Here is a 24,674-nt window from a genome sequence, read left to right as displayed (position 1 = left end):
AGTTTTAAGACGCATGTCTTCCCGCAATAATCCGGCGCGTGTCGCCATCGTGATGGGGTCCAAAAGCGACTGGGCTACCATGCAGTTCGCCGCCGAAATCTTTGAAATCCTGAATGTTCCGCACCACGTTGAAGTGGTCTCCGCGCACCGTACACCGGACAAACTGTTCAGCTTCGCCGAAAGCGCCGAAGAGAATGGCTATGAGGTGATCATTGCCGGTGCGGGCGGCGCAGCACATCTGCCCGGCATGATTGCCGCTAAAACCCTGGTACCGGTTCTCGGTGTCCCGGTCCAAAGCGCCGCGTTAAGCGGTGTGGATAGCCTCTACTCCATCGTCCAGATGCCGCGCGGTATCCCTGTCGGCACGCTGGCGATTGGTAAAGCGGGTGCGGCTAATGCCGCCCTGCTGGCGGCGCAAATTCTTGCGACGCACGATAAAGCATTACACCAGCGTCTGGCGGAGTGGCGTAAAGCCCAGACCGATGAGGTGCTGGATAATCCAGACCCGCGGGGTGCGGCATGAAGCAGGTTTGCGTCCTCGGTAACGGCCAGTTAGGCCGCATGCTGCGCCAGGCCGGTGAACCGCTGGGTATTGCCGTCTGGCCTGTCGGGCTGGATGCCGAACCGGAAGCGGTTCCGTTCCACCAGAGCGTGATCACCGCCGAGATCGAACGCTGGCCAGAAACCGCGCTGACCCGCGAGCTGGCCCGCCATAACGCCTTCGTTAACCGCGACGTGTTTCCGATCATTGCCGACCGTCTGACGCAAAAGCAGCTGTTCGACAAGCTCGGTCTGGCGACCGCGCCGTGGCAGCTGTTGTCCGATAAAGGCGAGTGGAATGACGTGTTCGCGATGCTGGGCGAGCTGGCGATCGTGAAGCGCCGCGTCGGCGGCTACGACGGCCGCGGCCAGTGGCGTCTGCGTGCGCACGAAACCGCGGAGCTGCCGGACGACTGCTACGGCGAGTGTATCGTTGAGCAGGGCATCAACTTTAGCGGCGAAGTGTCCCTGGTTGGCGCACGCGGGCATGACGGACACACCGTCTTTTATCCGCTGACACATAACCTGCATCAGGACGGCATTCTGCGCACCAGCGTCGCCTTCCCTCAGGCAAACGCCGACCAGCAGGCGCAGGCGGAAGACATGCTCTCAGCCATAATGCACGAGCTGGGTTACGTGGGCGTGATGGCGATGGAGTGTTTTGTTACCCCATCCGGCCTGCTGATCAACGAGCTGGCGCCGCGCGTGCATAACAGCGGCCACTGGACGCAAAACGGTGCCTCCATCAGCCAGTTCGAGCTCCACCTGCGTGCCATCACCGATTTGCCACTGCCGCAGCCGGTCGTGAACAGCCCGTCGGTAATGATCAACCTGATCGGGACCGATCTGAACTACGACTGGCTCAAGCTGCCGCTGGTGCATCTGCACTGGTATGACAAAGAGGTCCGCCAGGGTCGTAAAGTGGGTCACCTGAACCTGAACGATAGCGACACGGGCCGCCTGAGCGCCACCCTGGAAGCCATGATCCCTCTCCTGCCGCCGGAATACGCGAGCGGCATTGTCTGGGCTCAGTCAAAGCTTAAATAAGCGATAAGTGCCGGGGAGTTGATCTTCCCCTTCCCCGGCCTCTCCTCTCGCGCGTAAAATCCCCGCCATTGCTGGTTTTATTTCTGGAATACCCATGAACGATGGAACGGACTATCGCGCGATCCTCGCGTCTGATACCCCTTTAATCGACGTTCGCGCGCCGATAGAATTTGCCCAGGGCGCGATGCCCGCCGCCCTTAACCTGCCGCTGATGAACGACGACGAACGCGCCGCCGTGGGCACCTGCTATAAACGTCAGGGCCCCGAGGCCGCACTGGCGCTCGGCCACAGTCTGGTCAACGGCGAGACGCGTGAGGCGCGCATTAACGCCTGGCGTGAAGCCAGCCTTGCTCACCCTGAAGGTTATCTCTGCTGCGCGCGCGGGGGCCAGCGTTCACATATCTCACAGGCCTGGCTGAAAGAGGCCGGTGTCGATTACCCGCTGATCCGCGGCGGCTATAAAGCCCTGCGCCAGACGGCGATTCAGGTGACGATTGAGCAGTCGCAAAAGCCGATGGTGCTTATCGGCGGCTGTACCGGAAACGGGAAAACCCTGCTGGTGAAGCAGCATGCGCAGGGTATCGATCTGGAAGGGCTGGCGCACCACCGCGGTTCGTCCTTTGGCCGCACGCTCACTCCGCAACTGTCCCAGGCCAGCTTTGAAAATCACCTTGCCGTCGAGCTGTTAAAAAAAGATGCCGCACGCTGGGTGCTGGAAGATGAAGGTCGAATGATTGGCTCCAACCACCTGCCGGAGTGCCTGCGCGACCGCATGAATGAAGCGCCCATCGCGGTTGTCGAGGATCCGTTTGATATTCGTCTTGAGCGTCTGCGTGAAGAGTACTTCGACCACATGTGGGCGGATTTTTCTGCCGCTTATGGTGAAGAGGCCGGCTGGAAAGAGTACAGCGCGTATCTGCACCACGGGCTGTTCGCCATTCGCCGCCGCCTGGGGCTACAGCGTTTTGCGGAACTGACAGCCCTACTCGATTCCGCGTTGCTTGAACAGCAACGGACAGGCTGCACCGAGGTTCACTTTAGCTGGCTTGCGCCCCTGCTTAACGACTATTACGACCCGATGTACGGCTATCAGCTTGAGAAGAAAGCGGAGAAGATTATTTATCGCGGCACGTTCGCAGAGGTTGCGGGCTGGTTGAATCGCTGAAAAAAGCCGGGTGGCGGCTACGCCTTACCCGGCCTACGCGTGCTTTTGTAGCCCCGGTAAGCGCAGCGCCACCGGGGAACAGACGACTTAGAAGTCGTAACGCAGACGCACCAGGTTCATGTCGCCCAGGTTGTCGGTGCTGGAGGTGAACACGTGTTCGTAATCCACGCGGAAACCGTAATCCAGCTGGAAGCTGATACCCACGCCATTGTCGATGCGCTGGTAGTTACGGCCATTCACATACTCAATGCGGTCACCCATGAAGTAAGGCTGGATGGATTTCACCGCATACTGGCCGATCGGGAATTTATACCCTGCGAAGTATTCAATACCCCACGCGTCGCCCGCAAAGTAGTCGTTAACAGACACTTTTTTGGTGGTCAGGAAGTTCTGGTACCAGCCGCCGCCTGCGGAGAAGGTCCAGTTGTCCGGCGTCCAGCTCAGCGCGGTACCGAGGATGTTCTGGTCGTAGGTTTTGCTGTCGCCGTTGTCCGGGTTACGCATGTCCGCACGGGTGTAGTTCCACGCTACGCCCCAGGTCAGGTCGGTGGTCAGGTGGTAATCCAGGCCCAGTGAACCGCCGCCTTTACGCTTATAGCGCAGGCCGTTACCCGGCAGGTATTCGCTGTCTTCAAACAGGTAAGATGCATAGATGTCGGCATCACCCACGGTTTTCTTGTATTTCAACATCTGGCGTGAACGGTAAGAACCGTCGTAGTCGCCATTGATCCCGTTACCTGGTGCCTGAGCAATCATGTCGTAGTCCCAGATATCGGTTTTCGCGCCCACCACATCATAGTAAACGCTGTTCTGTTGACCGAAGGTCAGCGTACCCCAGGTATCGCTCTTCAGGCCGGTGTAGAGCATACGGCGAGTGGTATCGTGTGCGCCGTCTGCATAGTGATGATCCCAGTTAAACTGGGCAGGGATGTTCACACCCAGTTCGTAGTAGCTTATCCAGCTAATATCATCAAACAGGTAGTAATCAGCCGCGAAACGGAAACGGGTACCACCGTCAAAGCCGTTACGTTTGTAGCTGTTTTTACCGTCGTCGCCGGTCATGTTCTGGAACTGAGGACGAATACTACCGCCAACGGTAAAGTTCAGGCGGCTCAGCGGGTTACCCGCCTGCGGATCCTGTTTAAGAACGGTGATTTCCGCCTGAGAAGCGAAGGTCGTTAATGCCACTGCCGCGCCAATCGTTACCGCCAGCGCTGATTTTTTTATAGTCATTATTTTTCCTTAATAGACACGCTGCTAAATATTTAGCGGGTGAATATTAACTGGAAATAATCGGGCTGTGTGGACGGGTTTTTAATGTTTTGTGCTACTAAATACGTGGGTATTATCACTTTGTGCTTTTAAAATATTGCACACCGGCATAAAAACCGGTGTGCAATTATCACGGAGCTGGATTACCCCATAAACTGCCGGAACAGTGCTTTGCCCCTTAACAGGCGCGTTCCGAGCCAGCCCCCGCAGAGGGAGAGCAGCACCGCGCCGCAGAGAGGCAGGATCAGCCAGAGACGCCAGTCAGGCTCCCACGGGAAGTCAAAGACACGTGTCTGCAACACCGCCAGCGCCGTCTCGGCGCCAATCGCGGCCACCAGACCGGCAACCAGCCCCAGCAGCGCAAACTCGCTCCAGAGCGTCATCCGCAGCAACCGCTTCCCGGCCCCCAGCGTGCGGTAGACCACCAGCTCCTGATGGCGCTGACGCATGCCCACCTGCACCTGGGCCAGCAGCAACAGCACGCCGCAGATGGTCACCAGCACCACCATGACCTCCAGCGCGCGGCTCACCTGCTCCAGTACCTGTCCCACCTGCTTCAGGATCGCCCCAATATCCAGCAGGCTGACCGTCGGGAATTCCCGGTTAAGCTGCGTCAGCATGCCGTTGCCATTTTCCCAGCGGAAGCTGGTCAGCCAGCTTTGCGGCTGTCCATCCAGCGCCCCCGGCGGGAAGATAAAGAAGAAGTTGGGCCGCAGGCTTTCCCAGTCCACCTTTCGCAGGCTGGTGACTTTGGCGGTAAAGTCCTGGGTATCGCCGGTGAAGGTCACGCTGTCCCCGAGCTTCACGTTCAGGCGCGCCGCCAGCCCTCCCTCCATTGATACCTCCCCCGCTTTCGGCGGCCAGGTGCCTGCCGTGATCGGGTTATGGTCGGGCCGTTTCTCCTGCCAGGTCAGGTTAAGTTCGCGGTTCAGCGACTCGTCCTTGTTCCCCTCCGTCGACTGCCCGTTGATTTGCGTCAGACGGGCGCGAACAATCGGATAAAACGACTCCGGGACAATATGATGCTCAGAGAGGAAACCCTTCAGCGGCGTAACCTGCTCAGGCGCGATATTGATCAGAAAATAGTTCGGACTTTCCGGGGGAAGCTGCTGCTGCCAGCGATCCAGCAGATCGCCCCGCAGCACCAGCAACAGGGCCAGCAGCATAAACGACAGTGAAAACGCCGACAGCTGGCTGAGCGTAGACCAGGGCTGATGCAGCAGACGATTAACGGCCAGGCGCACGGGCAGCGATTTCACCGTCAGCCTCTTCAGAACGTTGAGCAGTATCCAGCCCAGTACGCCGCACAGCAGCGCCAGCACAACCGCACCGGCCAGCACCGCCCACAGCAGCGTGCTGCCGCCCATCAGCCAGGCCAGCAGCCCCACCGCGACCGCAATAATCACCGGAAGGTAGAACTTCAGCGGCCAGACGTTCGCCACCACATCATTACGCAGCACGCGCAGCGGCTGCGTCGCGAGCAGCAGCCGGTAGGGCCGCAGCCCCACCAGCACCGAGATCACGACCATCGCGCCAATCGCCCACAGCCACGGCCAGAAGCTGGCGGGTGGCAATGCGGACGGAAGCACCGGTTTTAACATCACCATCAGCAGTTTTTCAAACAGCAGCCCTATGATTCCGCCAGTGAACACTGACAAAACCAGCAGCATTAGCCACTGGCCGACGATCAGCGTGCGTAGCTGCGCCCGTCCCGCGCCGAGGGTTTTAAGGATCGCCACCCGATCGTAGCGGCTGCGGCAGTAATGCCCCATCGCCACCGCCACTGCCGCTACCGCCAGCAGCAGGGTTAAGAGCGCCGAAAGCAGCAGGAACTGCTGAGAGCGCTCCAGAGATTTACCGAGCGCCCCCTCGTCCTGCTCCAGCCCGTACCAGCGGTGCTCCGGTTTAAGCTGCGGGAGCAGCCATTTTTCATACCCATCAAGCTGGGCTGGCGTGCCGCCAAACTTGTAGCGCCAGGTGACGCGGCTGCCCGGCTGGACAGCATGGGTTGCCGGAACATCCGCCGTGTTCATCAGCAGGCGTGGCGCAAGCTGGAAGGGGTTAAAGCCGGAGTCGGGCTCCTGCACCACCTCCCCGGCAATTTTCAGCGTGGCATCACCCACGTCAATACTGTCACCGGCTTTCAGGTTCAGAAGCGCCATTAAACGCGATGCCAGCAGCACCGTGCCGGGCGTTGGTTTTAACCCCGGCGGACTGGTTTGTAAGTCACCGTACATCGGGTAGACATCATCCACGGCTTTCACGCTGGCGAGCTGCGGCGTGTCTCCCGCAAAGGTCATGGTCTGGAAGGTGATTTGCTCCCCCACCTTCAACCCTGCTTTGTGCGCTTCCTCAATCCAGCCCGGCGGAACAGGACGCGAGCTTTGCAGCGCCCGGTCCCCGGCCATAAATTCCCGGCTCTGCTGGCTGAGCCCTTTTTCCATACGGTCGCTGACGCTGCCGAGCGCCAGCACGCAGGCCACCGCCAGGCTTAACGCCAGCCAGACAATCAGCAGCGAGGGCGAGCGCCACTCGCGCCAGAACCAGCGGGCAATCATGCTTCCTCCTGAAGCGTACCGTTGACCAGCCGCAGACGCCGGTCGCAGCGGGCGGCCAGCTGCGGATCGTGGGTCACGAGGATCAGCGTGGTACCGTGTTCACGGTTAAGCGAGAACAACAGATCCGCGATTTTGTCGCCGGTTTTACGGTCAAGGTTGCCGGTGGGTTCATCAGCAAACAGTACTTCCGGGCGGCCATTAAAGGCGCGCGCCAGCGCCACACGCTGTTGCTCCCCGCCGGAAAGCTGTGCGGGAAGATGGCTGAGGCGCTTGCCCAGACCGAGCTGTTCCAGCAACGCCTTCGCATGGGCGCGGCTTTCGCGACTCTTTTCACCGCGCAACAGCGCCGGGAGTTCGACGTTCTCCAGCGCGTTCAGCGTGGGGATCAGCATAAAAGACTGAAAGACAAACCCGATGTGGCGCGCACGCAGCGCAGCACGCGCCTCTTCATCAAGCTGGTGCAGCGGCTGCCCGACAAGATGAACCTCGCCGCTGCTCCCGTCGTCCAGACCGGCCAGAATCGCCAGCAGCGTGGACTTGCCGGAACCGGATTCGCCAATCAGCGCGATGGTTTCAGCGCGTTTGACAACGAGTTCAACTCCAGTAAGGATGGAAAGCTCGTGTTCCCCCTGACCGACGGACTTCTTAAGACGATGAACTTCAACACTGTTTTCCGCTGGCATTTGCCCTTCCTGTTCTTGATTCTGATGACCTTCCGCGCGGCGGCAGCGGACACGTTACTGATTCTCGGCGACAGCCTGAGCGCGGGCTATCGTATGGCGGCCAGCGCAGCCTGGCCCGCTCTGCTCAACGATAAATGGCAGAGCAAGACGACGGTTATCAACGGCAGCATCAGCGGCGATACCTCGCAGCAGGGCCTGTCGCGCCTGCCAGCGCTACTCAAACAGCATCAGCCGCGCTGGGTGCTGGTTGAGCTTGGCGGCAACGATGGATTGCGCGGTTTCCAGCCTCAGCAGACGGAACAGACGCTGCGCACCATTTTGCAGGACATCAAGGCGGCAAACGCCCAGCCGCTGCTGATGCAAATTCGCCTGCCCGCTAACTACGGTCGTCGGTATAATGAAGCCTTTAGCGCGATCTACCCTAAGCTTGCCAAAGAGTTTGATATTCCGCTGCTGCCATTTTTCATGGAAGAGGTCTATCTCAAACCCCAGTGGATGCAAGACGACGGGATCCACCCCAATCGCGATGCGCAGCCGTTTATTGCCGACTGGATGGCAACGCGGCTGGCTCCTTTAGTTAAACATGACTCCTGATTAAGCGGAGATCCTGACAGGTAAAGTTATGCAAAAATCGGTCTTAATTACAGGATGTTCCAGCGGAATCGGTCTTGAAAGCGCGCTCGAATTAAAGCGTCAGGGATTTCGGGTGCTGGCGGCCTGCCGCAAACCCGACGATGTCGAACGCATGAACGGGCTGGGCTTTACCGGCGTGCTGCTGGATATGGACTCCCCGGAAAGCGTCGAACGCGCCGCCGATGAGGTGATAGCCCTGACCGACAATCGTCTGTACGGGCTTTTTAATAATGCCGGTTACGGCGTGTATGGCCCGCTGGATACGCTCTCGCGCGAAACGCTGGAAAAGCAGTTTTCAACCAACTTCTTTGGTGTCCACCAGCTCACCATGCGTCTGCTCCCCGCCATGCTGCCGCACGGCGAGGGGCGTATCGTGATGACATCGTCAGTTATGGGTCTGATATCAACGCCCGGCCGCGGCGCCTACGCCGCCAGCAAATATGCGCTGGAGGCCTGGTCCGACGCCCTGCGCATGGAGTTACGTCACAGCGGCATTAAGGTCAGCCTGATTGAACCCGGCCCGATCCGCACCCGCTTTACCGAAAACGTTAACCAGACGCAGGCGGATAAACCGGTCGAAAACCCCGGCATTGCCGCACGATTTACGCTCGGGCCCGAAGCGGTGGTTGCCAAAGTGCGCCATGCTTTTGAGAGTGAACATCCCAAAATGCGCTACCCGGTAACGCTGGTCACCCATGCCGTTGGCTGGTTAAAACGTCTGCTACCGGGCCGGATGATGGACAAAATTTTACACGGTTGAGTTGAAGCGACAGCGCTCACCCCCATGTAAATAACAAACCGATAAAAGAGAAGGCCGCATGTCCGTACAGAATATCGTCAATATTACTGAAGCAAACCTGCAACAGATCCTCGAACAGTCGATGGCAAAACCCGTGCTGTTCTACTTCTGGTCTGAACGCAGCCAGCACTGTTTACAGCTGACGCCGGTGCTGGAAAGCCTCGCCGCGCAGTACAACGGTCAGTTCATTCTTGCCAAACTGGACTGTGACGCAGAACCGATGGTGGCGTCTCAGTTTGGTCTGCGCGCCATTCCTACCGTCTACCTGTTCCAGAACGGTCAGCCTGTCGATGGCTTCCAGGGGCCACAGCCGGAAGAGGCCATTCGCGCCCTGCTGGATAAAGTCCTCCCGCGCGAAGAAGAGCTGAAAGCGCAGGAAGCCATGGCGCTGATGCAGGAAGGCAAATACGACGAGGCGCTGCCGCTGCTTAAAGACGCGTGGCAGCTCTCGAATCAGAACAGTCAGATTGGCCTGCTGCTGGCGGAAACGCAGATTGCTCTGCACCGTTCAGAAGACGCCGAAGCCGTGCTCAAAACGGTTCCCCTGCAGGATCAGGACACCCGCTATCAGGGGCTGGTCGCGCAGATTGAACTGCTGAAACAGGCGGCAGATACGCCGGAAATTCAGCAACTGCAGCAGCAGGTCGCTGACAACCCGGCCGATGCGGCTCTGGCAAGCCAGCTGGCGCTGCAGCTGCATCAGGTGGGGCGTAACGAAGAAGCGCTTGAGCTGCTGTTTAGCCATCTGCAAAAAGACCTCGCTGCCGCAGACGGTCAGGCGCGCAAGATGTTCCAGGAGATCCTGGCCGCGCTGGGCACCGGCGATGCGCTGGCGTCGAAGTATCGTCGTCAGCTGTACGCGTTGCTCTACTAACAAAAAAATGCCCGGTGGCGCTTCGCTTACCGGGCCTGGAAAAGTGCGGATCGTAGGCCGGGCAAACGCAGTGCCGCCCGGCATAATCACCGCACGTTTTTCAACTGCGTCACCACCAGCTGATGGCGCGCGTTGTAAAACTTCCGATAGGTCAGGTAACAGGCAATGATGGTGGACAGGCTTGCCGTTGAGAGCAGCATAAACGTCACCATAATCTGATACTTAATCGCTTTTACCGGATCGATACCGGCAAAAATCAGCCCCGACATCATGCCCGGCAGGCTCACCAGCCCGACCGTTTTGGCTGAATCTACCGTGGGGATCAGCGATGAGCGAATGCTCTCACGAATCAGCCGCGCGGAGGCCACTTTAGGCGTCGCTCCCAGGCTTAATTTCTCCTGTAGCTGCTGCTGTTCACTGCTGAAGCGCTGGCCGAGATTGTTATAACACAGCCCAACGGCCACCATGGCGTTCCCGGCAATCATCCCTGAGATAGGGATAACCTGCATCGGCGTAAACTCAATTGAGCCGGAAAGCACCAGTACCGCCAGCGTTAATGCGGTTCCGGTGGTAATGGCGATAAACGACGAGACAAACGCCTTATCGATGTATTTACTGCGCTTTTGCGCGTTCCACGCCGCATTGAAGCAGATAAACAACACCATCAGCAGCGTCAGCACCGCGTGGTTGACGTTGAAAATATACTTCAGCACATAGCCGACAATAATGAGCTGAATCACCGCGCGGCAGATACTCCACACAATGTCCTTTTCCAGCCCCAGCTTTTCACGGTAGCTGACGACAATCGCGATCAGCACCAGCACCATCGAAAACGCCAGGGATTCGTTCGTAATATTGTGCTCACCCACGGTTTGCCTCCTGCATTTTTCCGCCATGCGGCTGGAGCGTCAGTACGTCATCCGCATGGGTAATTTCGTTAGCGTCATGCGTCACCCACAGCACGGCAATATTCTGCTCGCGGACGTAACGATGAATGATTTCATTGACGTTGCGCTTGTTGGCATCATCGAGCGCGCTGGTGATCTCATCGAGCAGTAACACCTTCGGTAAGAACTGCAGATTACGGATCAGCGAGACGCGCTGCTTTTCTCCGCCCGACAGTTCGGAAACGGACTTTGTCAGGGTGTCCGGCGGCAGATTGAAGCGTGCCAGGTCGGCGGAAAACCGTTCAGGATCGGGCGTCTTATGTCGGATCTGCCAGGGGAAAAGCAGGTTATCGTACACCGTGCTGTCGAACAGGCTAGGGGTTTGCACCGAATAAGAGACCTGCTGGCGGTAAGCCTCGGGTGAAAGCGTTGAAATATCCTTCCCCTCAAAGAAGATCTTTCCCGACGTTGGCGTGAGCAGCGACGCAATGATTTTAAGCAGCGTACTTTTCCCGCAGCCTGAGGGGCCGGTAATCAGTCGAAACTCGCCCGGCAAGAGGCTAAAACTGACATTATTCAGAATGGTGGTACCGCCTGTGCGGTAGCCCACGTCCTCAATGGTTAATACCGCGCTGTTATCCTTCATGTGATCTTCTGCCTTTATCCCAATAATGAGCAGTAGTTTACGGCGATGAGTGATAATAAAGCGACTTTCCTCGTATACTTAGGATCAACAAAAAGTGATTTCATTTCTGCCATAGCATGCAAAACAGGAGGTTTTTATGCTCATCGTTGTTCCTGTCCTTATCTTCGTTGCGCTGGTTATCGTCGGCGCAGGCGTCAAAATTGTCCCTCAGGGTTATCAGTGGACCGTCGAGCGCTTCGGCCGCTATACCAACACGCTACAGCCTGGCTTGAGCCTGATTGTCCCGTTCATGGACCGCATCGGTCGCAAGATCAACATGATGGAACAGGTGCTGGATATCCCTTCTCAGGAAGTGATCTCCAAGGATAACGCCAACGTTACCATTGATGCCGTCTGCTTTATTCAGGTGATTGATGCGCCGAAAGCGGCCTATGAGGTGAGCAACCTGGAGCTGGCGATCGTTAACCTGACGATGACCAACATCCGTACCGTGCTTGGCTCGATGGAGCTGGACGAGATGCTCTCCCAGCGCGACAGCATCAATACCCGCCTGCTGCACATTGTCGATGAGGCCACGAACCCGTGGGGGATCAAAGTCACCCGTATCGAGATCCGCGACGTGCGCCCGCCGGCAGAACTGATCGCCTCCATGAACGCCCAGATGAAGGCTGAGCGAACCAAGCGTGCCTATATTCTGGAAGCCGAGGGGGTGCGTCAGGCCGAAATCCTCAAAGCGGAAGGGGAAAAGCAGTCGCAGATCCTGAAAGCGGAAGGCGATCGTCAGTCCGCATTCTTACAGGCAGAAGCGCGTGAACGTTCTGCAGAGGCGGAAGCCCGCGCGACCCAGATGGTATCCGAGGCGATTGCCGCCGGTGATATCCAGGCCGTGAACTACTTCGTCGCGCAAAAATATACCGATGCACTGAAAGAGATCGGCTCCGCGAACAACAGCAAAGTGGTGATGATGCCGCTGGATGCCAGCAGCCTGATGGGCTCTATCGCAGGGATTGCCGAACTGATTAAAGACAGCGGAAACGAGCGTAAAAAATGATTGAACTGATCGTCGCACATCCTCATGCGTTCTGGCTAAGCCTCGGTGGCTTACTGCTGGCCGCCGAGATGCTGGGCGGCAACGGTTACCTGCTGTGGAGCGGTGTTGCCGCGGTCATTACCGGCCTGGTCGTCTGGCTTCTGCCGCTTGACTGGGCGTGGCAGGGGGCGCTGTTTGCCGTGCTGACGCTGGTGGCCGCCTGGCTGTGGTGGCGCTGGCTGAACCGACAGGTAAGCGAACAGAAACCGCTGGATGCCCACCTTAACCAGCGCGGACAGCAGATCGTCGGCAAGCGTTTTACGCTCGACACCCCGCTGGTGAACGGGCGCGGGCATATGCGCGTAGGTGACAGCTCGTGGCCGGTGGTGGCCGACGACGACCTCAGCGCCGGAACACGGGTCGAGGTCATTGCGGTAGAAGGCATTACCCTGCGGGTAAAAGCCTGTTAAGCGTGGGTTTTGCGGTGGCAGCAGCCGGCAAGATTGTCGATAATCGGGCAGTCGGCGCTGTCATCACCCGGACAGGAATCCGCCAGCTGTAACAGCTGTTCACGCATCGACTGTAATTCGATGATATGGCGTTCGATCTCCGCCACTTTTTCCAGCGTGCGTTTTTTCACGTCGGCACTGTGGCGCTTCGGATCGTTAAACAGGTTTACCAGCTCGCCGCACTCTTCCAGGTTAAACCCCACCTGCCTTGCCTGGCGCAGTAACGTCAGTTCATCAAGATGCCGTTGCGTGTAGCTGCGGTAGCCGTTTTCACTGCGCAACGGCGGCGTTACCAGCCCTTTCTCTTCATAAAAGCGAATGGCTTTGCTGGTTAAGCCGGTTTTTTTTGCCACGTCACTGATATTCACATTTCCCCCTTGACCTTCCCCTTGATGGAAGGTTTAACCTTCATAACAGTTAGCGAAAAGCGTTACTCCGGTCAACAACTGACCAGTTCATTATACGGGAGTTTTGTTATGTCTCACACTATTGACCTGACGCTGGACGGCCTCTCCTGCGGCCACTGTGTCAAACGCGTTAAAGAAAGCCTGGAACAGCGTCCTGATGTTGAAAGCGCTGAGGTGACTATCGACCATGCCGCCGTGACCGGCAGCGCCAGCGCGGATGCGCTGATCGATACCATTAAACAAGCGGGTTATGGGGCGGAGCTGAGCCACCCAAAGGCTAAACCGCTGGCAGAGTCATCATCCCCGTCGGAAGCACTGACAGCGGCCACTCCTGAGCTTCCGGCAGCGGATGATATTGATGACAGCCAACAGCTGCTGATCAACGGTATGAGCTGCGCCAGCTGCGTCTCCCGGGTACAAAATGCCTTACAGGCGGTACCGGGCGTCGCACAGGCACGGGTAAACCTTGCGGAGCGTACTGCGCTGGTGATGGGCAGTGCCTCCGCCGCAGAGTTAGTGCAGGCCGTGGAGAAAGCGGGCTACGGCGCAGAGGCCATCGAAGATGATGTCGAACGCCGTGAGCGCCAGCAGGAAACGGCTATCGCCACCATGAAGCGCTTCCGCTGGCAGGCGATTGTCGCCCTGCTGGTGGGGATCCCGGTGATGGTGTGGGGCATGATGGGTGACAATATGATGGTCACCGCCGACAACCGCGCGCTGTGGCTGGTGATTGGTTTGATTACCCTTGCGGTCATGGTGTTTGCAGGCGGCCATTTCTATACCAGCGCCTGGAAGAGCCTGAAAAACCGCACCGCGACGATGGATACGCTGGTCGCACTCGGTACCGGCGCGGCGTGGCTCTATTCAATGAGCGTTAACGTCTGGCCGCAGTGGTTCCCGATGGAAGCGCGTCATCTCTATTATGAAGCGAGCGCGATGATTATCGGCCTGATTAACTTAGGCCATATGCTGGAAGCCCGCGCCCGTCAGCGCTCCTCCAAAGCGCTGGAACGATTACTCGATTTAACCCCACCGACGGCCCGCGTGGTCACGGATGAGGGGGAAAAAAGCGTCCCGCTGGCGGAAGTGCAGCCCGGCATGACGCTGCGTTTGACCACCGGCGATCGCGTGCCCGTTGACGGCACGATAACCCAGGGTGAAGCCTGGCTGGATGAAGCGATGCTGACCGGGGAACCCATCCCTCAGCAGAAATCCGACGGCGATGCCGTCCATGCCGGCACGGTCGTTCAGGACGGCAGCGTGCTGTTCACCGCCAGTGCGGTTGGTAGCCATACTACGCTGTCGCGTATTATCCGAATGGTGCGCCAGGCTCAGAGCAGCAAGCCGGAGATTGGCCAGCTTGCTGACCGAATCTCGGCCATTTTTGTGCCGGTGGTGGTCGGTATTGCCCTGCTGAGCGCGGCGATCTGGTATTTCTTCGGCCCTGCGCCACAGATTGTCTACACCCTGGTGATTGCCACCACGGTGCTGATTATTGCCTGCCCATGCGCGCTTGGCCTGGCCACGCCGATGTCCATTATCTCCGGCGTAGGCCGTGCCGCCGAGTTTGGCGTGCTGGTCAGGGATGCGGACGCACTGCAGCGGGCCAGTACGCTGGATACGCTGGTGTTTGATAAAACCGGCACGCTGACCGAGGGGAAACCGCAGGTTGTGGCCGTGAACACCGCAGGCATCGCGCAGGAGGACGCGCTGCGTCTCGCCGCCGCGCTGGAGCAAGGCTCCAGCCACCCGCTGGCGCGCGCCATTCTCGAGAAAGCGAATGCTGCGGCCCTGCCGCAGGTCAGTAACTTCCGCACGCTGCGCGGGCTCGGTGTCAGCGGTGAAGCCGAGGGGCATACGCTGCTGCTGGGTAACCAGGCCTTACTCAATGATAATGGTATTGATACCGCGGCGCTGGAAAGCGAACTGAAAGCGCAGGCATCTCAGGGGGCAACCCCGGTTCTGCTGGCGGTGGATGGCAAAGCCGCTGCCCTGCTGGCCGTGCGCGATCCACTTCGTCAGGACAGCGTGGATGCCCTGGCGCGTCTGCACCGCGCGGGCTATCGCCTGGTGATGCTGACCGGGGACAACCCGACGACGGCAAACGCTATTGCGAAAGAAGCCGGTATTGATGAAGTCATTGCAGGCGTTCTGCCGGATGGCAAAGCGGATGCGATTAAGAACCTGCAACGCCAAGGACGTCAGGTGGCGATGGTGGGCGACGGCATCAACGATGCCCCGGCGCTGGCCCAGGCAGACGTCGGTATCGCCATGGGGGGCGGGAGCGATGTTGCCATTGAAACCGCCACCATCACGTTGATGCGCCACAGCCTGATGGGCGTTGCCGATGCGCTGGCCATTTCGAAAGCCACGTTGCGCAACATGAAGCAGAACCTGCTGGGGGCATTTATCTATAACTCGCTCGGTATTCCAATTGCCGCCGGCATTTTGTGGCCGCTGACCGGCACGCTGCTTAACCCGGTGGTTGCAGGTGCGGCAATGGCGCTCTCCTCCATCACCGTGGTGAGTAATGCCAACCGCCTGTTGCGCTTTAAACCGAAAGATTGAACCTTGTTCTCGTACGCGCTAGCATGAACCTTTCCGTTTATGGAGCGCGTATGAGCCTGTTTAATCGTATAAAAACCTCGTTTCGCGCTCTCTTTCCCCGCCGTTATGCGTGGCCCGGCCTGGATATCTCCCTGCCCGGCGGTCAGCACCTGCATCTGGTCGGCAGCATCCATATGGGTACTCAGGATATGTCACCTCTGCCCCCCGGTCTGATAAAACGGCTGAAGCGCGCCGACGCGCTGGTCGTCGAGGCGGATATTTCGGGCCAGGAGTCACCGTTTGCCGGGCTTGAAAGCGATCTGACCCTGGCGGAACGTCTGGACGAAGCCCAACTGGCGGAACTGACGCGCGTCGCCGAAGAAACCGGCGTGTCGCTCTCTATGATTGACGCCCTGCCACTCTGGCAAATTGCGATGGTGCTACAGGCCACGCAGGCGCAGCGACTGGGTCTGCGCGGTGACTACGGTATTGATTACCAGCTGCTCAATCAGGCAAGAGCGCACAATCTGCCCATCATTGAACTGGAAGGAACGGACAGCCAGATTGCGCTCCTGCGTCAGCTTCCGGACGACGGCCGCATGCTGCTGGATGATACGCTGACCCACTGGCACACCAACGCACGTCTGCTGCAAACCATGATTGGCTGGTGGCTGGATGCGCCGCCAGCAGACGGAAAGCTGGCGCTACCGTCAACGTTCAGCGAATCGCTGTATGATGTGCTGATGAATGCGCGCAACAATGCCTGGCGAGAGACGCTGCATGCATTACCTGCCGGGGAATACGTGGTTGCGGTCGGGGCGTTACATTTGTACGGAGAAGGGAATTTGCCGTCGCTGCTGAAATAAAAAAATGGCCAATATCTCTATTGGCCCGTCAAAGAGGAATTTCATCGTTTTTATTATGCCGAAGGAGACCTTCGGTTGAGCCGATTGTCGCTCAAAGTGACCATCACTGCCAATACTATTGCGCAAGATGGTGCTATTTTTTAGACAAACGTCAGGCGTATGCTGTTGGCATGATTTGTCTGTCGTAAGAAGGATAGCTATGACTCCCGCCGTTAAATTACTCGAAAAAAACAACATTTCTTTCCGGATCCACACTTACGATCACGATCCGAATGAAACCAACTTTGGCGACGAAGTGGTGCGCAAATTGGGGCTGAACGCTGACCAGGTCTATAAAACGCTGCTGGTTGCGGTGAACGGCGATATGAAACATCTCGCCGTGGCGGTCACGCCCGTCGCCGGACAGCTCGATCTCAAGAAAGTGGCGAAGGCGCTGGGGGCGAAAAAGGTGGATATGGCAGATCCGATGGTTGCGCAACGGACCACCGGCTACCTGGTGGGCGGGATTAGCCCGCTGGGGCAGAAAAAACGCCTGCCGACGCTGATTGATGCCCCTTCGCAGGAATTTGACACGATCTATATTTCAGGCGGCAAACGCGGGCTGGATATCGAGCTGGCGGCGGGCGATCTGGCGAAAATGCTGGACGCGAAGTTTGCGGATATTGCGCGCAGGGATTGAGAAAATTGCCCGGTGGCGCTGCGCTTACCGGGCCTACGATTCGCATGTAGGCCGGGTAAGACGAAGCCGCCACCCGGCAAAATACCAGACTACTGCCAGCTCACCTCACCCTTCGGCTCATACGCGTTCACGTCAATCGGTGAATTCTGCTCGATGTACTGCTTCAGCACTTCCGCATCAATAAAGCCGGTATTCACATAGCCCGGTTTACTATCAATATGCGGATAACCGTCGCCGCCGGTGGCGTTAAAGCTCAACGTCGCCAGACGGTAGGTTTTTGCCGGGTCGACCGGTTCGCCTTTGATCTTCAGATCATTCAGCTTGCCGTCTTTTGCCACAAAACTGACGTTGGCAAACTGCGGATAGGCCCCGGAATCCGGCTTCATCTGCGCGACGGCGGTCAGGTAGTCAATCGCCTCTTTGCCGGTCATGTCGGCATAGACCACTACGTTACCAAACGGCTGCACCTTCAGGACATCCTTGTAGGTGATATTTCCGCCTTCAATAGAGTCACGAATGCCGCCCCCGCTCATCACGCCAAAATCAGCACCGGTGCGCGCCATTTGCGCCGCCAGCACCAGGTGTCCCATGTTGGTCTGCACGAAGCGGACTTTACTGCGGTCCCCCTCCAGACGACCATTAAGCGTGCCGATTTTCACGTCCAGCTGCGCTTTGCCTTTATTCTGGAACGGTGTCAGCAGGGAGAGCATCTGCGGGTTCTCAGCGATCTCTGGCGTGTAAAGTACGCGCTCACTTTTCCCGTCCGGGTAGGTCACTTTCTTCTTCAGGTTGACCGGAATAAGCTGGTAGTGCACCAGTTTCATCTCGCCGTTACGGAACTCAAAGTCCGCCCGGCCCACGTATTTACCCCATTCGTGGGCCTGCACAATCCAGATACCGTTCTGACGGTCCGGCGCACACGGCGTGCCCGGCACGTAATCCACCTGTTTTTTATTCTCCGATGCCATGCACACCGGATCCTGTGAGTGACCACCCACAATCATGGCCAGTGACCCTGCAGGCAGGCTGCGCGCCATCTCCACGTCGCCGGGTGCATTGGAGCCGTGCTCACCGTTGTCGTAGTGCCCCATGTGCGTGGTGGCGATAATCACGTCCGGCTTTTCGTTCTGCTGCAGTTCCTGAATCACCAGCTTCGCTTCGTCTGCCGGTTTGCGGAATTCAATATCCGTAAAGAACTCGGGATTGCCGATTTTTGCCGTATCGTCGGTGGTTAAGCCAATGACTGCGATCTTCAAATCCTGACGCTTAAACAGCGCCCAGGGTTTGAACAGCCGTTCGCCGGTGCTTTTCTGGTAAATGTTGGCGGAGAGGAAGGGGAATTTGGCCCATTTTTCCTGCTGACGCAGCACCGTCAGCGGGTTATCAAACTCATGGTTACCGACGGCCATCGCGTCGTAGCCAATCAGATTCATGCCACGGAAATCCGGCTCGGCATCCTGTAAATCAGATTCCGGCACGCCGGTATTAATATCACCGCCTGAGAGCAACAGCACGCTGCCGCCCTGGGCTGCCACCTCTTTGCGAATGCCGTCCACCAGCGTTTTTTGCGCCGACAGACCATATTCGCCATATTCACTGCGCCAGAAATGACCATGATGATCGTTGGTATGCAGAATGGTGATTTTATAGGTTTTATCTTTTTCATACGCCTGCGCGGGCAGGCTTACCAGACCCCATGCGGCGATGAGCGCCAGCGCGACGCCCCGCTTCATTAACTTCATCTTCTCTCTCCCTGACCAATAGACAAAGGCAAAAATTACAGTGACTCACAATAATAGACAAATAAGTTTTCAGAATTGCGACTTTCTTCAAATGTCCCGGGCGGGTATGTTAGTCGGATAATAATTACACCCTGCATCTCTAATAACAAAACAACGTGGTATTTATGGCAATCAGCGAATCAACCCCGGCGTCGCCGCCAAAATCGCGCACCTCTTTTAAGGTATTAGGCGCAATCAGTCTTTCGCACCTGCTCAACGACATGATCCAGTCGTTGATTCTGGCAATTTATCCGCTGCTGCAGTCCGAGTTTTCGTTAACTTTCGTGCAGATCGGGATGATCACCCTCACCTTCCAGCTGGCTTCCTCGCTGCTGCAACCGGTGGTGGGCTACTGGACGGACAAATACCCGATGCCGTGGTCGCTGCCGATTGGCATGTGCTTTACCCTGAGCGGTCTGGTATTGCTGGCGATGGCTGGCAGCTTTGAGGCGGTGTTGATTGCTGCCGCGCTGGTGGGTACCGGGTCGTCCGTCTTCCACCCTGAGTCCTCACGCGTGGCGCGTATGGCCTCCGGCGGCCGCCACGGGCTGGCGCAGTCACTTTTCCAGGTCGGCGGTAACTTTGGCAGCTCCCTCGGCCCCTTGCTGGCGGCGGTGATTATCGCCCCGTATGGCAAAGGGAACGTGGCGTGGTTTGTGCTGGCCGCACTGCTGGCGATTATCGTGCTGGCGCAGATCAGCCGCTGGTATGCCGCTCAGCATCGCGTAAATAAGGGGAAACCTAAAGCGAAGGTTATCAATCCCCTGCCCCGGAATAAGGTCATTCTGGCGGTTTCCGTACTGCTGGTGCTGATTTTCTCGAAATACTTCTACATGGCAAGCATCAGCAGCTATTACACCTTTTATCTGATGCAAAAATTCGGATTATCGGTACAAAATGCGCAAATCCACCTGTTTGCCTTCCTTTTCGCGGTTGCTGCCGGAACGGTTATTGGCGGGCCGGTGGGCGATAAGATTGGCCGGAAATATGTTATTTGGGGCTCTATCCTCGGTGTCGCGCCGTTTACCCTTATTTTGCCGTATGCCAGCCTCGAATGGACGGGCATTTTAACCGTGATCATTGGTTTTATCCTCGCCTCGGCATTTTCCGCCATTCTGGTCTATGCCCAGGAGCTGTTACCGGGCCGTATCGGTATGGTTTCCGGACTCTTTTTCGGTTTCGCCTTCGGTATGGGCGGGCTTGGTGCAGCGGTGTTGGGGATGGTCGCGGATCACACCAGCATCTTCCTGGTTTACAAAATCTGTGCTTTCCTGCCACTTCTGGGGATGTTGACCATATTCCTGCCTGATAACCGTCACAAAGCGTGAATTACAGGTAGCCAAAGTAAAACTTTGGCTACCTGCTCCCCTTATGCCATAAGGGTTTCCTCTCCATCCCTGACCTGAATTTATCAATATGCGCTTTTTTACGCGCATATTGCCGTTTTATTCAAACTTCAACAATTATTCATAAACATAAGGGCAAAAATTGTCATAAACTATTACCTGGTCTTTTGGTATTCACGCCAAAAATGGAACACTCACCGCGAAAGGAGACGGAATGCACCACGCCACACCGCTTATCACCACCATTGTTGGTGGACTTGTGCTCGCTTTTATCCTTGGCATGATTGCCAATAAACTGCGTATTTCTCCTCTTGTCGGCTATTTATTAGCGGGGGTTCTGGCGGGACCGTTTACGCCAGGTTTTGTCGCGGATACCAAGCTGGCGCCTGAGCTGGCGGAATTAGGCGTGATTCTGCTGATGTTTGGTGTTGGCCTGCACTTTTCCCTGAAGGACCTGATGGCGGTAAAGTCGATCGCCATACCTGGCGCGATCGCCCAGATAGGGGTGGCGACGCTGCTGGGGATGGCGCTTTCGGCCGTGCTGGGCTGGTCGTTGATGACCGGTATCGTATTTGGGCTGTGTCTCTCAACCGCCAGTACCGTGGTGCTGCTGCGCGCGCTTGAAGAGAGACAGCTGATAGACAGCCAGCGCGGGCAAATCGCGATAGGCTGGCTGATTGTGGAAGATCTTGTGATGGTGCTGACGCTGGTGCTGTTGCCTGCCGTCGCCGGAATGATGGAAAAAGACAACATCGGCTTCGCCTCGCTGGCGCTGGATATGAGTATCACCATCGGTAAAGTGGTGGCGTTTATCGCCATCATGATGCTGGTGGGCCGTCGTCTGGTGCCGTGGATCCTGTCCCGCAGCGCGGCGACCGGCTCCCGCGAGCTGTTTACGCTTTCCGTGCTGGCGCTGGCGCTGGGGATCGCTTTTGGCGCTGTAGAACTGTTCGACGTCTCCTTTGCCCTGGGCGCGTTCTTCGCCGGAATGGTGCTGAACGAGTCTGAGCTGAGCCACCGCGCCGCGCATGACACCCTGCCCCTGCGTGATGCCTTCGCCGTGCTGTTCTTTGTCTCCGTCGGCATGCTGTTTGATCCGATGATTCTGGTTCAGCAGCCGCTGGCCGTGCTGGGCACGCTGGCGATCATTATCTTCGGTAAGTCGCTCGCCGCCTTCTTCCTGGTGCGGATGTTCGGCCACTCCCCGCGTACGGCGCTGACGATTGCCGCCAGCCTGGCGCAGATTGGTGAGTTCGCCTTTATCCTCGCGGGTCTGGGTATGGCTCTGAACCTGCTGCCCCAGGCCGGGCAGAATCTGGTGCTGGCGGGGGCGATTCTGTCGATTATGCTGAACCCGGTCCTGTTTGCCCTGCTGGAAAAATACCTCGATAAAACCGAAACGCTGGAAGAGCAGACGCTGGAAGAAGCCATCGAAGAGGAGAAGCAAATCCCGGTGGATATCTGCAACCATGCGCTGCTGGTCGGCTTTGGTCGCGTGGGCAGCCTGCTCGGTGAGAAGCTGATGGCGCAGGGCATTCCGCTGGTGGTGATTGAAACCTCACGCACCCGCGTTGATGAACTGCGCGAGCGTGGTATACGTGCGGTACTGGGCAATGCGGCGAACGAGGAGATTATGGCGCTGGCGCATCTGGACTGCGCGCGCTGGCTGCTGCTGACTATTCCGAATGGCTATGAAGCGGGCGAGATTGTAGCCACCGCGCGTGAGAAATGCCCCAATATTGAGATTATCGCCCGGGCGCATTATGACGATGAGGTGGAGTACATCACCGAGCGCGGTGCGGATAAGGTAGTGATGGGCGAACGTGAGATTGCGAACACGATGCTGACGCTGCTGGCGAAACCGCCGGTTGAAGAGGCTGTTACGGGGTAAGATTTTTGCGGTCTGATGCCCTCACCCTGACCCTCTCCCACAGGGAGAGGGGACAAACACTAAAAACGGCAACAGGGTTGCCGTTTTGCTTTTACCTGTCCCAATAAGCCTCTTCGAGGCTGTCTTCCCGTTCCGGCAGGCCACGCGTTAAGCGCGGTGAATGCTGGTTCAGCACCTGATAGCTCACGCGGTTCGCGTACTTACACACCTGCGCCAGCGACGAATAGGTCAGCCAGTTGAACTTGTGTTTGCTGGAGTTTGGTACGTTGGTTTTGTGGTAGGCATTGGCGGTAATGTCGTGCAGCAGTGCTGCCAGCGCGCCGTCACCCGCCCCGTTGGTGTTCATGATCTTCTCCGGTCCGCCCATATAAGGCGCAATGTGGGAGTAGATACGCAGCGGGTTGAGGCAATCTTTATGGCGCATACCGCGGCTGAACTCGTACTGGTTGAACTCGGCAATCGCGCCAGGGAGCAACGGGTGCTGGGTTTTGCGTTTGCTCTCTTCTTCCGTAAAGCCCGCCATATAGAGCCCGACGGGGCCGGCAGTGCAAAGCACCAGATCCACCCAGTCCAGCGCTTTGTCAGAGGCCAGCAGCGGATCGCTCTCACCGGTGAGCGCTTCGGCCTCTTCTTCGTTCATCGCCAGAATTGAGACGTGCTCTTTCAGGAACGCCTGCCACCACTCGGGGTTATCGGCAATCACGAATTTGGTGCCCAGCGTGAGAACCACCGGCACGTCGTACTTTTTCGCGTACTCGATCGCTTTCATGGTCGCTTCCGGCATCGGCTCGCCCGGCTTGCAGCGTACCAGATAGGAGGTCAATACCAGCGCAGAGGCACCCGCAATCACCGCTTCCGGAATACTCTCGGCGCGCAGCTTATTCATATGACCCGGGCTGATGGCAAAAGTCCGTTCGCCAGATTCGCCGATCAGCGTGAAGCAGCGGCCAATCGGCCCGTTAACGCCCTGAAGATAGTTCAGATCGGTACGGCTGGAGGTGTTGCACAAATAGCGGTAGGCATAACCACCGATTTCAATGTTACTGCACATCACGCCGAGCAGTACCGAGCGGTCATCGGCCAACACGGAGTAGTTGTGCATAGTGTTACCGATGGTCCCCCCGGCAAACTGATGGGTAATGAGATTTTCACGCACCAGCTCCTGGTACAGCGCTTCGGCAACGTCGTCTTCGATCACCAGTGAGTGACCGGCGCTCAGACCATAACGGGCGACAAACTCATCATCCACTTTCGCTTCAATGTCCACCAGCGTCTGGTCGATACCAACGACCCAGGCGGCGCTGGTTTCATTTTCAGGCTGGATTTGCTGCAGGAGCGGATCGCGCGCATCAACGGGAAAGTAGTGTTTGGATTTACGTTTACCGGGAAATTTCATGGTCTGAACTGTATGAAGAATATGGGCCGGGAATGGTAGCACAAACCCGGCCTGGAGTGCGATCAGCGGCTGTTCGTCACCAGCGAGACCATCATGTCGATATGTTCAGGCGAGTCGTTAAGCGCCGGAATGTACTCGTACTTTTCGCCGCCAGCCTCAAGGAAAAATTCCCGGTTTTGCACCGCGATCTCCTCCAGGGTTTCCAGGCAGTCCGCCGAGAAGCCTGGCGACATCACCTGAATGTGCTTAATCCCCTTCTCGCCAAGCATTTTGAGGGTTTCATCGGTGTACGGTGTCAGCCACGGCTCGCGACCGAAGCGCGACTGGAAGGTCATCATCACTTTTTCCGGCGGCAGGCCGAGGGTGGAAACCAGCTCACGGGTGGTATCGCGGCAGCGCTGCGGATAATCATCCCCTTCGTTGGCGAAACGCTGTGGGATCCCATGATAGGAGAGCAGCAGCAGATCCGGCTCGCCGTGCTTTTCAAACGACGCGCGCGCGCTGTTGGCAAGCGCCTTGATGTAGAGATCGTTATCGGCGTAATCGCGAATAAAGGTCACGCCAGGAATGCGGCGACGGGTCGCCAGAATGCGCGCCAGCTCGTCCCAGACGGCGGCCACCGTCGAGCAGGAGTATTGCGGGTAGAGCGCCAGCACCACGATATGGTCTACACCCTGCGCCAGCAGTGATTCCACTGCGCTTTCCAGGGACGGTTTTCCGTAGCTCATGCCGAGCGCGACGGGCATATCCGGCAAGCGGGCAGCCAGCGCTTTTTCCTGACGACGGCTGTAAACCATCAGCGGCGAGCCCTCCTCCATCCAGACGGACTGATAGAGTTTGGCGACGCGCGGAGAACGAATCGGCAGAATCACGCCACGCAGCAGCGGCCACCACAGCAGTCTCGGGAAATCCACAACGCGCGTGTCGCTTAAAAATTGTCGCAGGTAGCGTTTTACCGCGTCTGATGTAGGTGCTTCTGGAGTGCCCAGATTGGCAAGCAGGATGCCGGTTTTCGCCTGACTCATTCACGCCTCTTAACCATTTGATAGGTTGTCAATTGTAGCGGAAATGCGTTTAAACGAAACCCATTGCTGTAATAGGTAAGGTGAGAATATTTC

The 24,674-nt window shown here is 57.5% G+C and carries 22 protein-coding genes; 13 read left to right on the top strand and 9 right to left on the bottom strand.

The annotated features are described in order from the left end of the window. Positions 1 to 13 precede the first annotated feature (13 nt). The 3 genes from purE to mnmH all read left to right on the top strand — a co-directional run bounded on the left by purE (position 14) and on the right by mnmH (position 2,752). A complete protein-coding gene (purE, locus tag ACOTY9_RS17695) occupies positions 14 to 523 on the top strand; it encodes a 5-(carboxyamino)imidazole ribonucleotide mutase (RefSeq protein WP_014882834.1) in 510 nt (169 codons plus the stop codon). Continuing rightward, the gene (gene purK / locus ACOTY9_RS17690) at positions 520 to 1,587 is read left to right on the top strand and encodes a 5-(carboxyamino)imidazole ribonucleotide synthase (RefSeq protein ID WP_014882833.1); all 1,068 of its coding nucleotides are present in this window, start codon (positions 520 to 522) and stop codon (positions 1,585 to 1,587) included. Before purE ends, purK begins: the two co-directional genes overlap by 4 nt. Before the next feature lie 94 nt (positions 1,588 to 1,681). Further along, positions 1,682 to 2,752, top strand: coding sequence for a tRNA 2-selenouridine(34) synthase MnmH (gene mnmH, locus ACOTY9_RS17685; RefSeq protein ID WP_023338130.1), 1,071 nt, complete (start codon positions 1,682 to 1,684; stop codon positions 2,750 to 2,752). A gap of 87 nt (positions 2,753 to 2,839) precedes the next feature. On the opposite strand, the gene ACOTY9_RS17680 is transcribed toward mnmH, so the two are convergent. The 3 genes from ACOTY9_RS17680 to ybbA form a co-directional block, all read right to left on the bottom strand. Continuing rightward, complete coding sequence (locus ACOTY9_RS17680; RefSeq protein ID WP_348565998.1) at positions 2,840 to 3,985, bottom strand: porin; 1,146 nt, start codon at positions 3,983 to 3,985, stop codon at positions 2,840 to 2,842. A 182-nt stretch (positions 3,986 to 4,167) separates the two neighbouring features. Next, positions 4,168 to 6,582, bottom strand: a complete 2,415-nt coding sequence (gene ybbP, locus ACOTY9_RS17675) for a putative ABC transporter permease subunit YbbP (RefSeq protein ID WP_045269145.1) — start codon at positions 6,580 to 6,582, stop codon at positions 4,168 to 4,170. Next, entirely contained in the window at positions 6,579 to 7,265 is a 687-nt protein-coding gene (gene ybbA / locus ACOTY9_RS17670) for a putative ABC transporter ATP-binding protein YbbA (RefSeq protein ID WP_014882829.1), read from the bottom strand. Before ybbA ends, ybbP begins: the two co-directional genes overlap by 4 nt. Here ybbA and tesA point away from each other — a divergent pair. From tesA to ACOTY9_RS17655, 3 genes are read left to right on the top strand one after another with little or no spacing between them, the layout of a single operon-like run. Beyond that, positions 7,236 to 7,859 carry a multifunctional acyl-CoA thioesterase I/protease I/lysophospholipase L1 gene (gene tesA / locus ACOTY9_RS17665; protein ID WP_014882828.1) on the top strand — a complete coding sequence of 208 codons (624 nt, stop codon included), beginning with the start codon at positions 7,236 to 7,238 and terminating at the stop codon, positions 7,857 to 7,859. The genes ybbA and tesA overlap by 30 nt on opposite strands. 28 nt (positions 7,860 to 7,887) lie before the next feature. Further along, positions 7,888 to 8,658, top strand: a complete 771-nt coding sequence (locus ACOTY9_RS17660) for an SDR family oxidoreductase (RefSeq protein WP_014882827.1) — start codon at positions 7,888 to 7,890, stop codon at positions 8,656 to 8,658. Positions 8,659 to 8,716: 58 nt separating this feature from the next. After that, entirely contained in the window at positions 8,717 to 9,571 is an 855-nt protein-coding gene (locus ACOTY9_RS17655) for a co-chaperone YbbN (protein WP_014882826.1), read from the top strand. A gap of 86 nt (positions 9,572 to 9,657) precedes the next feature. On the opposite strand, the gene fetB is transcribed toward ACOTY9_RS17655, so the two are convergent. After that, the gene (fetB, locus tag ACOTY9_RS17650; RefSeq protein ID WP_023336832.1) at positions 9,658 to 10,440 is read right to left on the bottom strand and encodes an iron efflux ABC transporter permease subunit FetB; all 783 of its coding nucleotides are present in this window, start codon (positions 10,438 to 10,440) and stop codon (positions 9,658 to 9,660) included. Next, positions 10,433 to 11,104 carry an iron efflux ABC transporter ATP-binding subunit FetA gene (fetA, locus tag ACOTY9_RS17645; protein ID WP_014882824.1) on the bottom strand — a complete coding sequence of 224 codons (672 nt, stop codon included), beginning with the start codon at positions 11,102 to 11,104 and terminating at the stop codon, positions 10,433 to 10,435. The genes fetB and fetA overlap by 8 nt, the downstream gene beginning before the upstream one ends. Positions 11,105 to 11,240: 136 nt before the next feature. Here fetA and ACOTY9_RS17640 point away from each other — a divergent pair, with 136 nt between their 5' ends. Both ACOTY9_RS17640 and ACOTY9_RS17635 read left to right on the top strand, forming a co-directional pair. Continuing rightward, a complete protein-coding gene (locus ACOTY9_RS17640) occupies positions 11,241 to 12,155 on the top strand; it encodes an SPFH domain-containing protein (protein ID WP_008499312.1) in 915 nt (304 codons plus the stop codon). After that, positions 12,152 to 12,604 (top strand): NfeD family protein, encoded by a 453-nt coding sequence (locus ACOTY9_RS17635; protein ID WP_023332259.1) that lies wholly within the window; start codon positions 12,152 to 12,154, stop codon positions 12,602 to 12,604. Before ACOTY9_RS17640 ends, ACOTY9_RS17635 begins: the two co-directional genes overlap by 4 nt. Here ACOTY9_RS17635 and cueR read toward each other — a convergent pair. Continuing rightward, positions 12,601 to 13,011 carry a Cu(I)-responsive transcriptional regulator gene (gene cueR / locus ACOTY9_RS17630; RefSeq protein WP_014882822.1) on the bottom strand — a complete coding sequence of 137 codons (411 nt, stop codon included), beginning with the start codon at positions 13,009 to 13,011 and terminating at the stop codon, positions 12,601 to 12,603. The two genes, ACOTY9_RS17635 and cueR, sit on opposite strands and share 4 nt — an antisense overlap. Before the next feature lie 108 nt (positions 13,012 to 13,119). On the opposite strand from cueR, the gene copA reads away from it, so the two are divergent. From copA to ybaK, 3 genes are all read left to right on the top strand, one after another. Further along, positions 13,120 to 15,618, top strand: coding sequence for a copper-exporting P-type ATPase CopA (copA, locus tag ACOTY9_RS17625; RefSeq protein ID WP_348565997.1), 2,499 nt, complete (start codon positions 13,120 to 13,122; stop codon positions 15,616 to 15,618). 50 nt (positions 15,619 to 15,668) lie between these two features. Beyond that, positions 15,669 to 16,463 carry a TraB/GumN family protein gene (locus ACOTY9_RS17620; protein WP_348565996.1) on the top strand — a complete coding sequence of 265 codons (795 nt, stop codon included), beginning with the start codon at positions 15,669 to 15,671 and terminating at the stop codon, positions 16,461 to 16,463. A 199-nt stretch (positions 16,464 to 16,662) separates the two neighbouring features. Beyond that, positions 16,663 to 17,142 carry a Cys-tRNA(Pro)/Cys-tRNA(Cys) deacylase YbaK gene (gene ybaK / locus ACOTY9_RS17615; protein ID WP_014882819.1) on the top strand — a complete coding sequence of 160 codons (480 nt, stop codon included), beginning with the start codon at positions 16,663 to 16,665 and terminating at the stop codon, positions 17,140 to 17,142. Positions 17,143 to 17,231: 89 nt separating this feature from the next. On the opposite strand, the gene ushA is transcribed toward ybaK, so the two are convergent. Beyond that, entirely contained in the window at positions 17,232 to 18,884 is a 1,653-nt protein-coding gene (gene ushA, locus ACOTY9_RS17610; RefSeq protein ID WP_045269147.1) for a bifunctional UDP-sugar hydrolase/5'-nucleotidase UshA, read from the bottom strand. A gap of 164 nt (positions 18,885 to 19,048) precedes the next feature. On the opposite strand from ushA, the gene ACOTY9_RS17605 reads away from it, so the two are divergent. Both ACOTY9_RS17605 and ybaL read left to right on the top strand, forming a co-directional pair. Beyond that, entirely contained in the window at positions 19,049 to 20,251 is a 1,203-nt protein-coding gene (locus ACOTY9_RS17605; protein ID WP_023332256.1) for an MFS transporter, read from the top strand. 232 nt (positions 20,252 to 20,483) lie between these two features. Continuing rightward, positions 20,484 to 22,160, top strand: coding sequence for a YbaL family putative K(+) efflux transporter (gene ybaL / locus ACOTY9_RS17600; protein WP_014882816.1), 1,677 nt, complete (start codon positions 20,484 to 20,486; stop codon positions 22,158 to 22,160). A 91-nt stretch (positions 22,161 to 22,251) separates the two neighbouring features. On the opposite strand, the gene ACOTY9_RS17595 is transcribed toward ybaL, so the two are convergent. Both ACOTY9_RS17595 and hemH read right to left on the bottom strand, forming a co-directional pair. Continuing rightward, positions 22,252 to 23,556: an inosine/guanosine kinase gene (locus ACOTY9_RS17595; RefSeq protein ID WP_023336829.1), complete on the bottom strand. Its 1,305-nt coding sequence runs from the start codon at positions 23,554 to 23,556 to the stop codon at positions 22,252 to 22,254. 62 nt (positions 23,557 to 23,618) lie between these two features. After that, entirely contained in the window at positions 23,619 to 24,581 is a 963-nt protein-coding gene (gene hemH, locus ACOTY9_RS17590; RefSeq protein ID WP_348565995.1) for a ferrochelatase, read from the bottom strand. Positions 24,582 to 24,674: the final 93 nt, after the last annotated feature.

Origin of the sequence: Enterobacter cloacae complex sp. SHL012 (assembly GCF_049237505.1) — a bacterium.
Classification (GTDB): domain Bacteria; phylum Pseudomonadota; class Gammaproteobacteria; order Enterobacterales; family Enterobacteriaceae; genus Enterobacter; species Enterobacter kobei.
The sequence above is the reverse complement of the archived record's forward strand: the minus strand, read 5'-3'. Positions and strand labels throughout refer to the sequence as shown.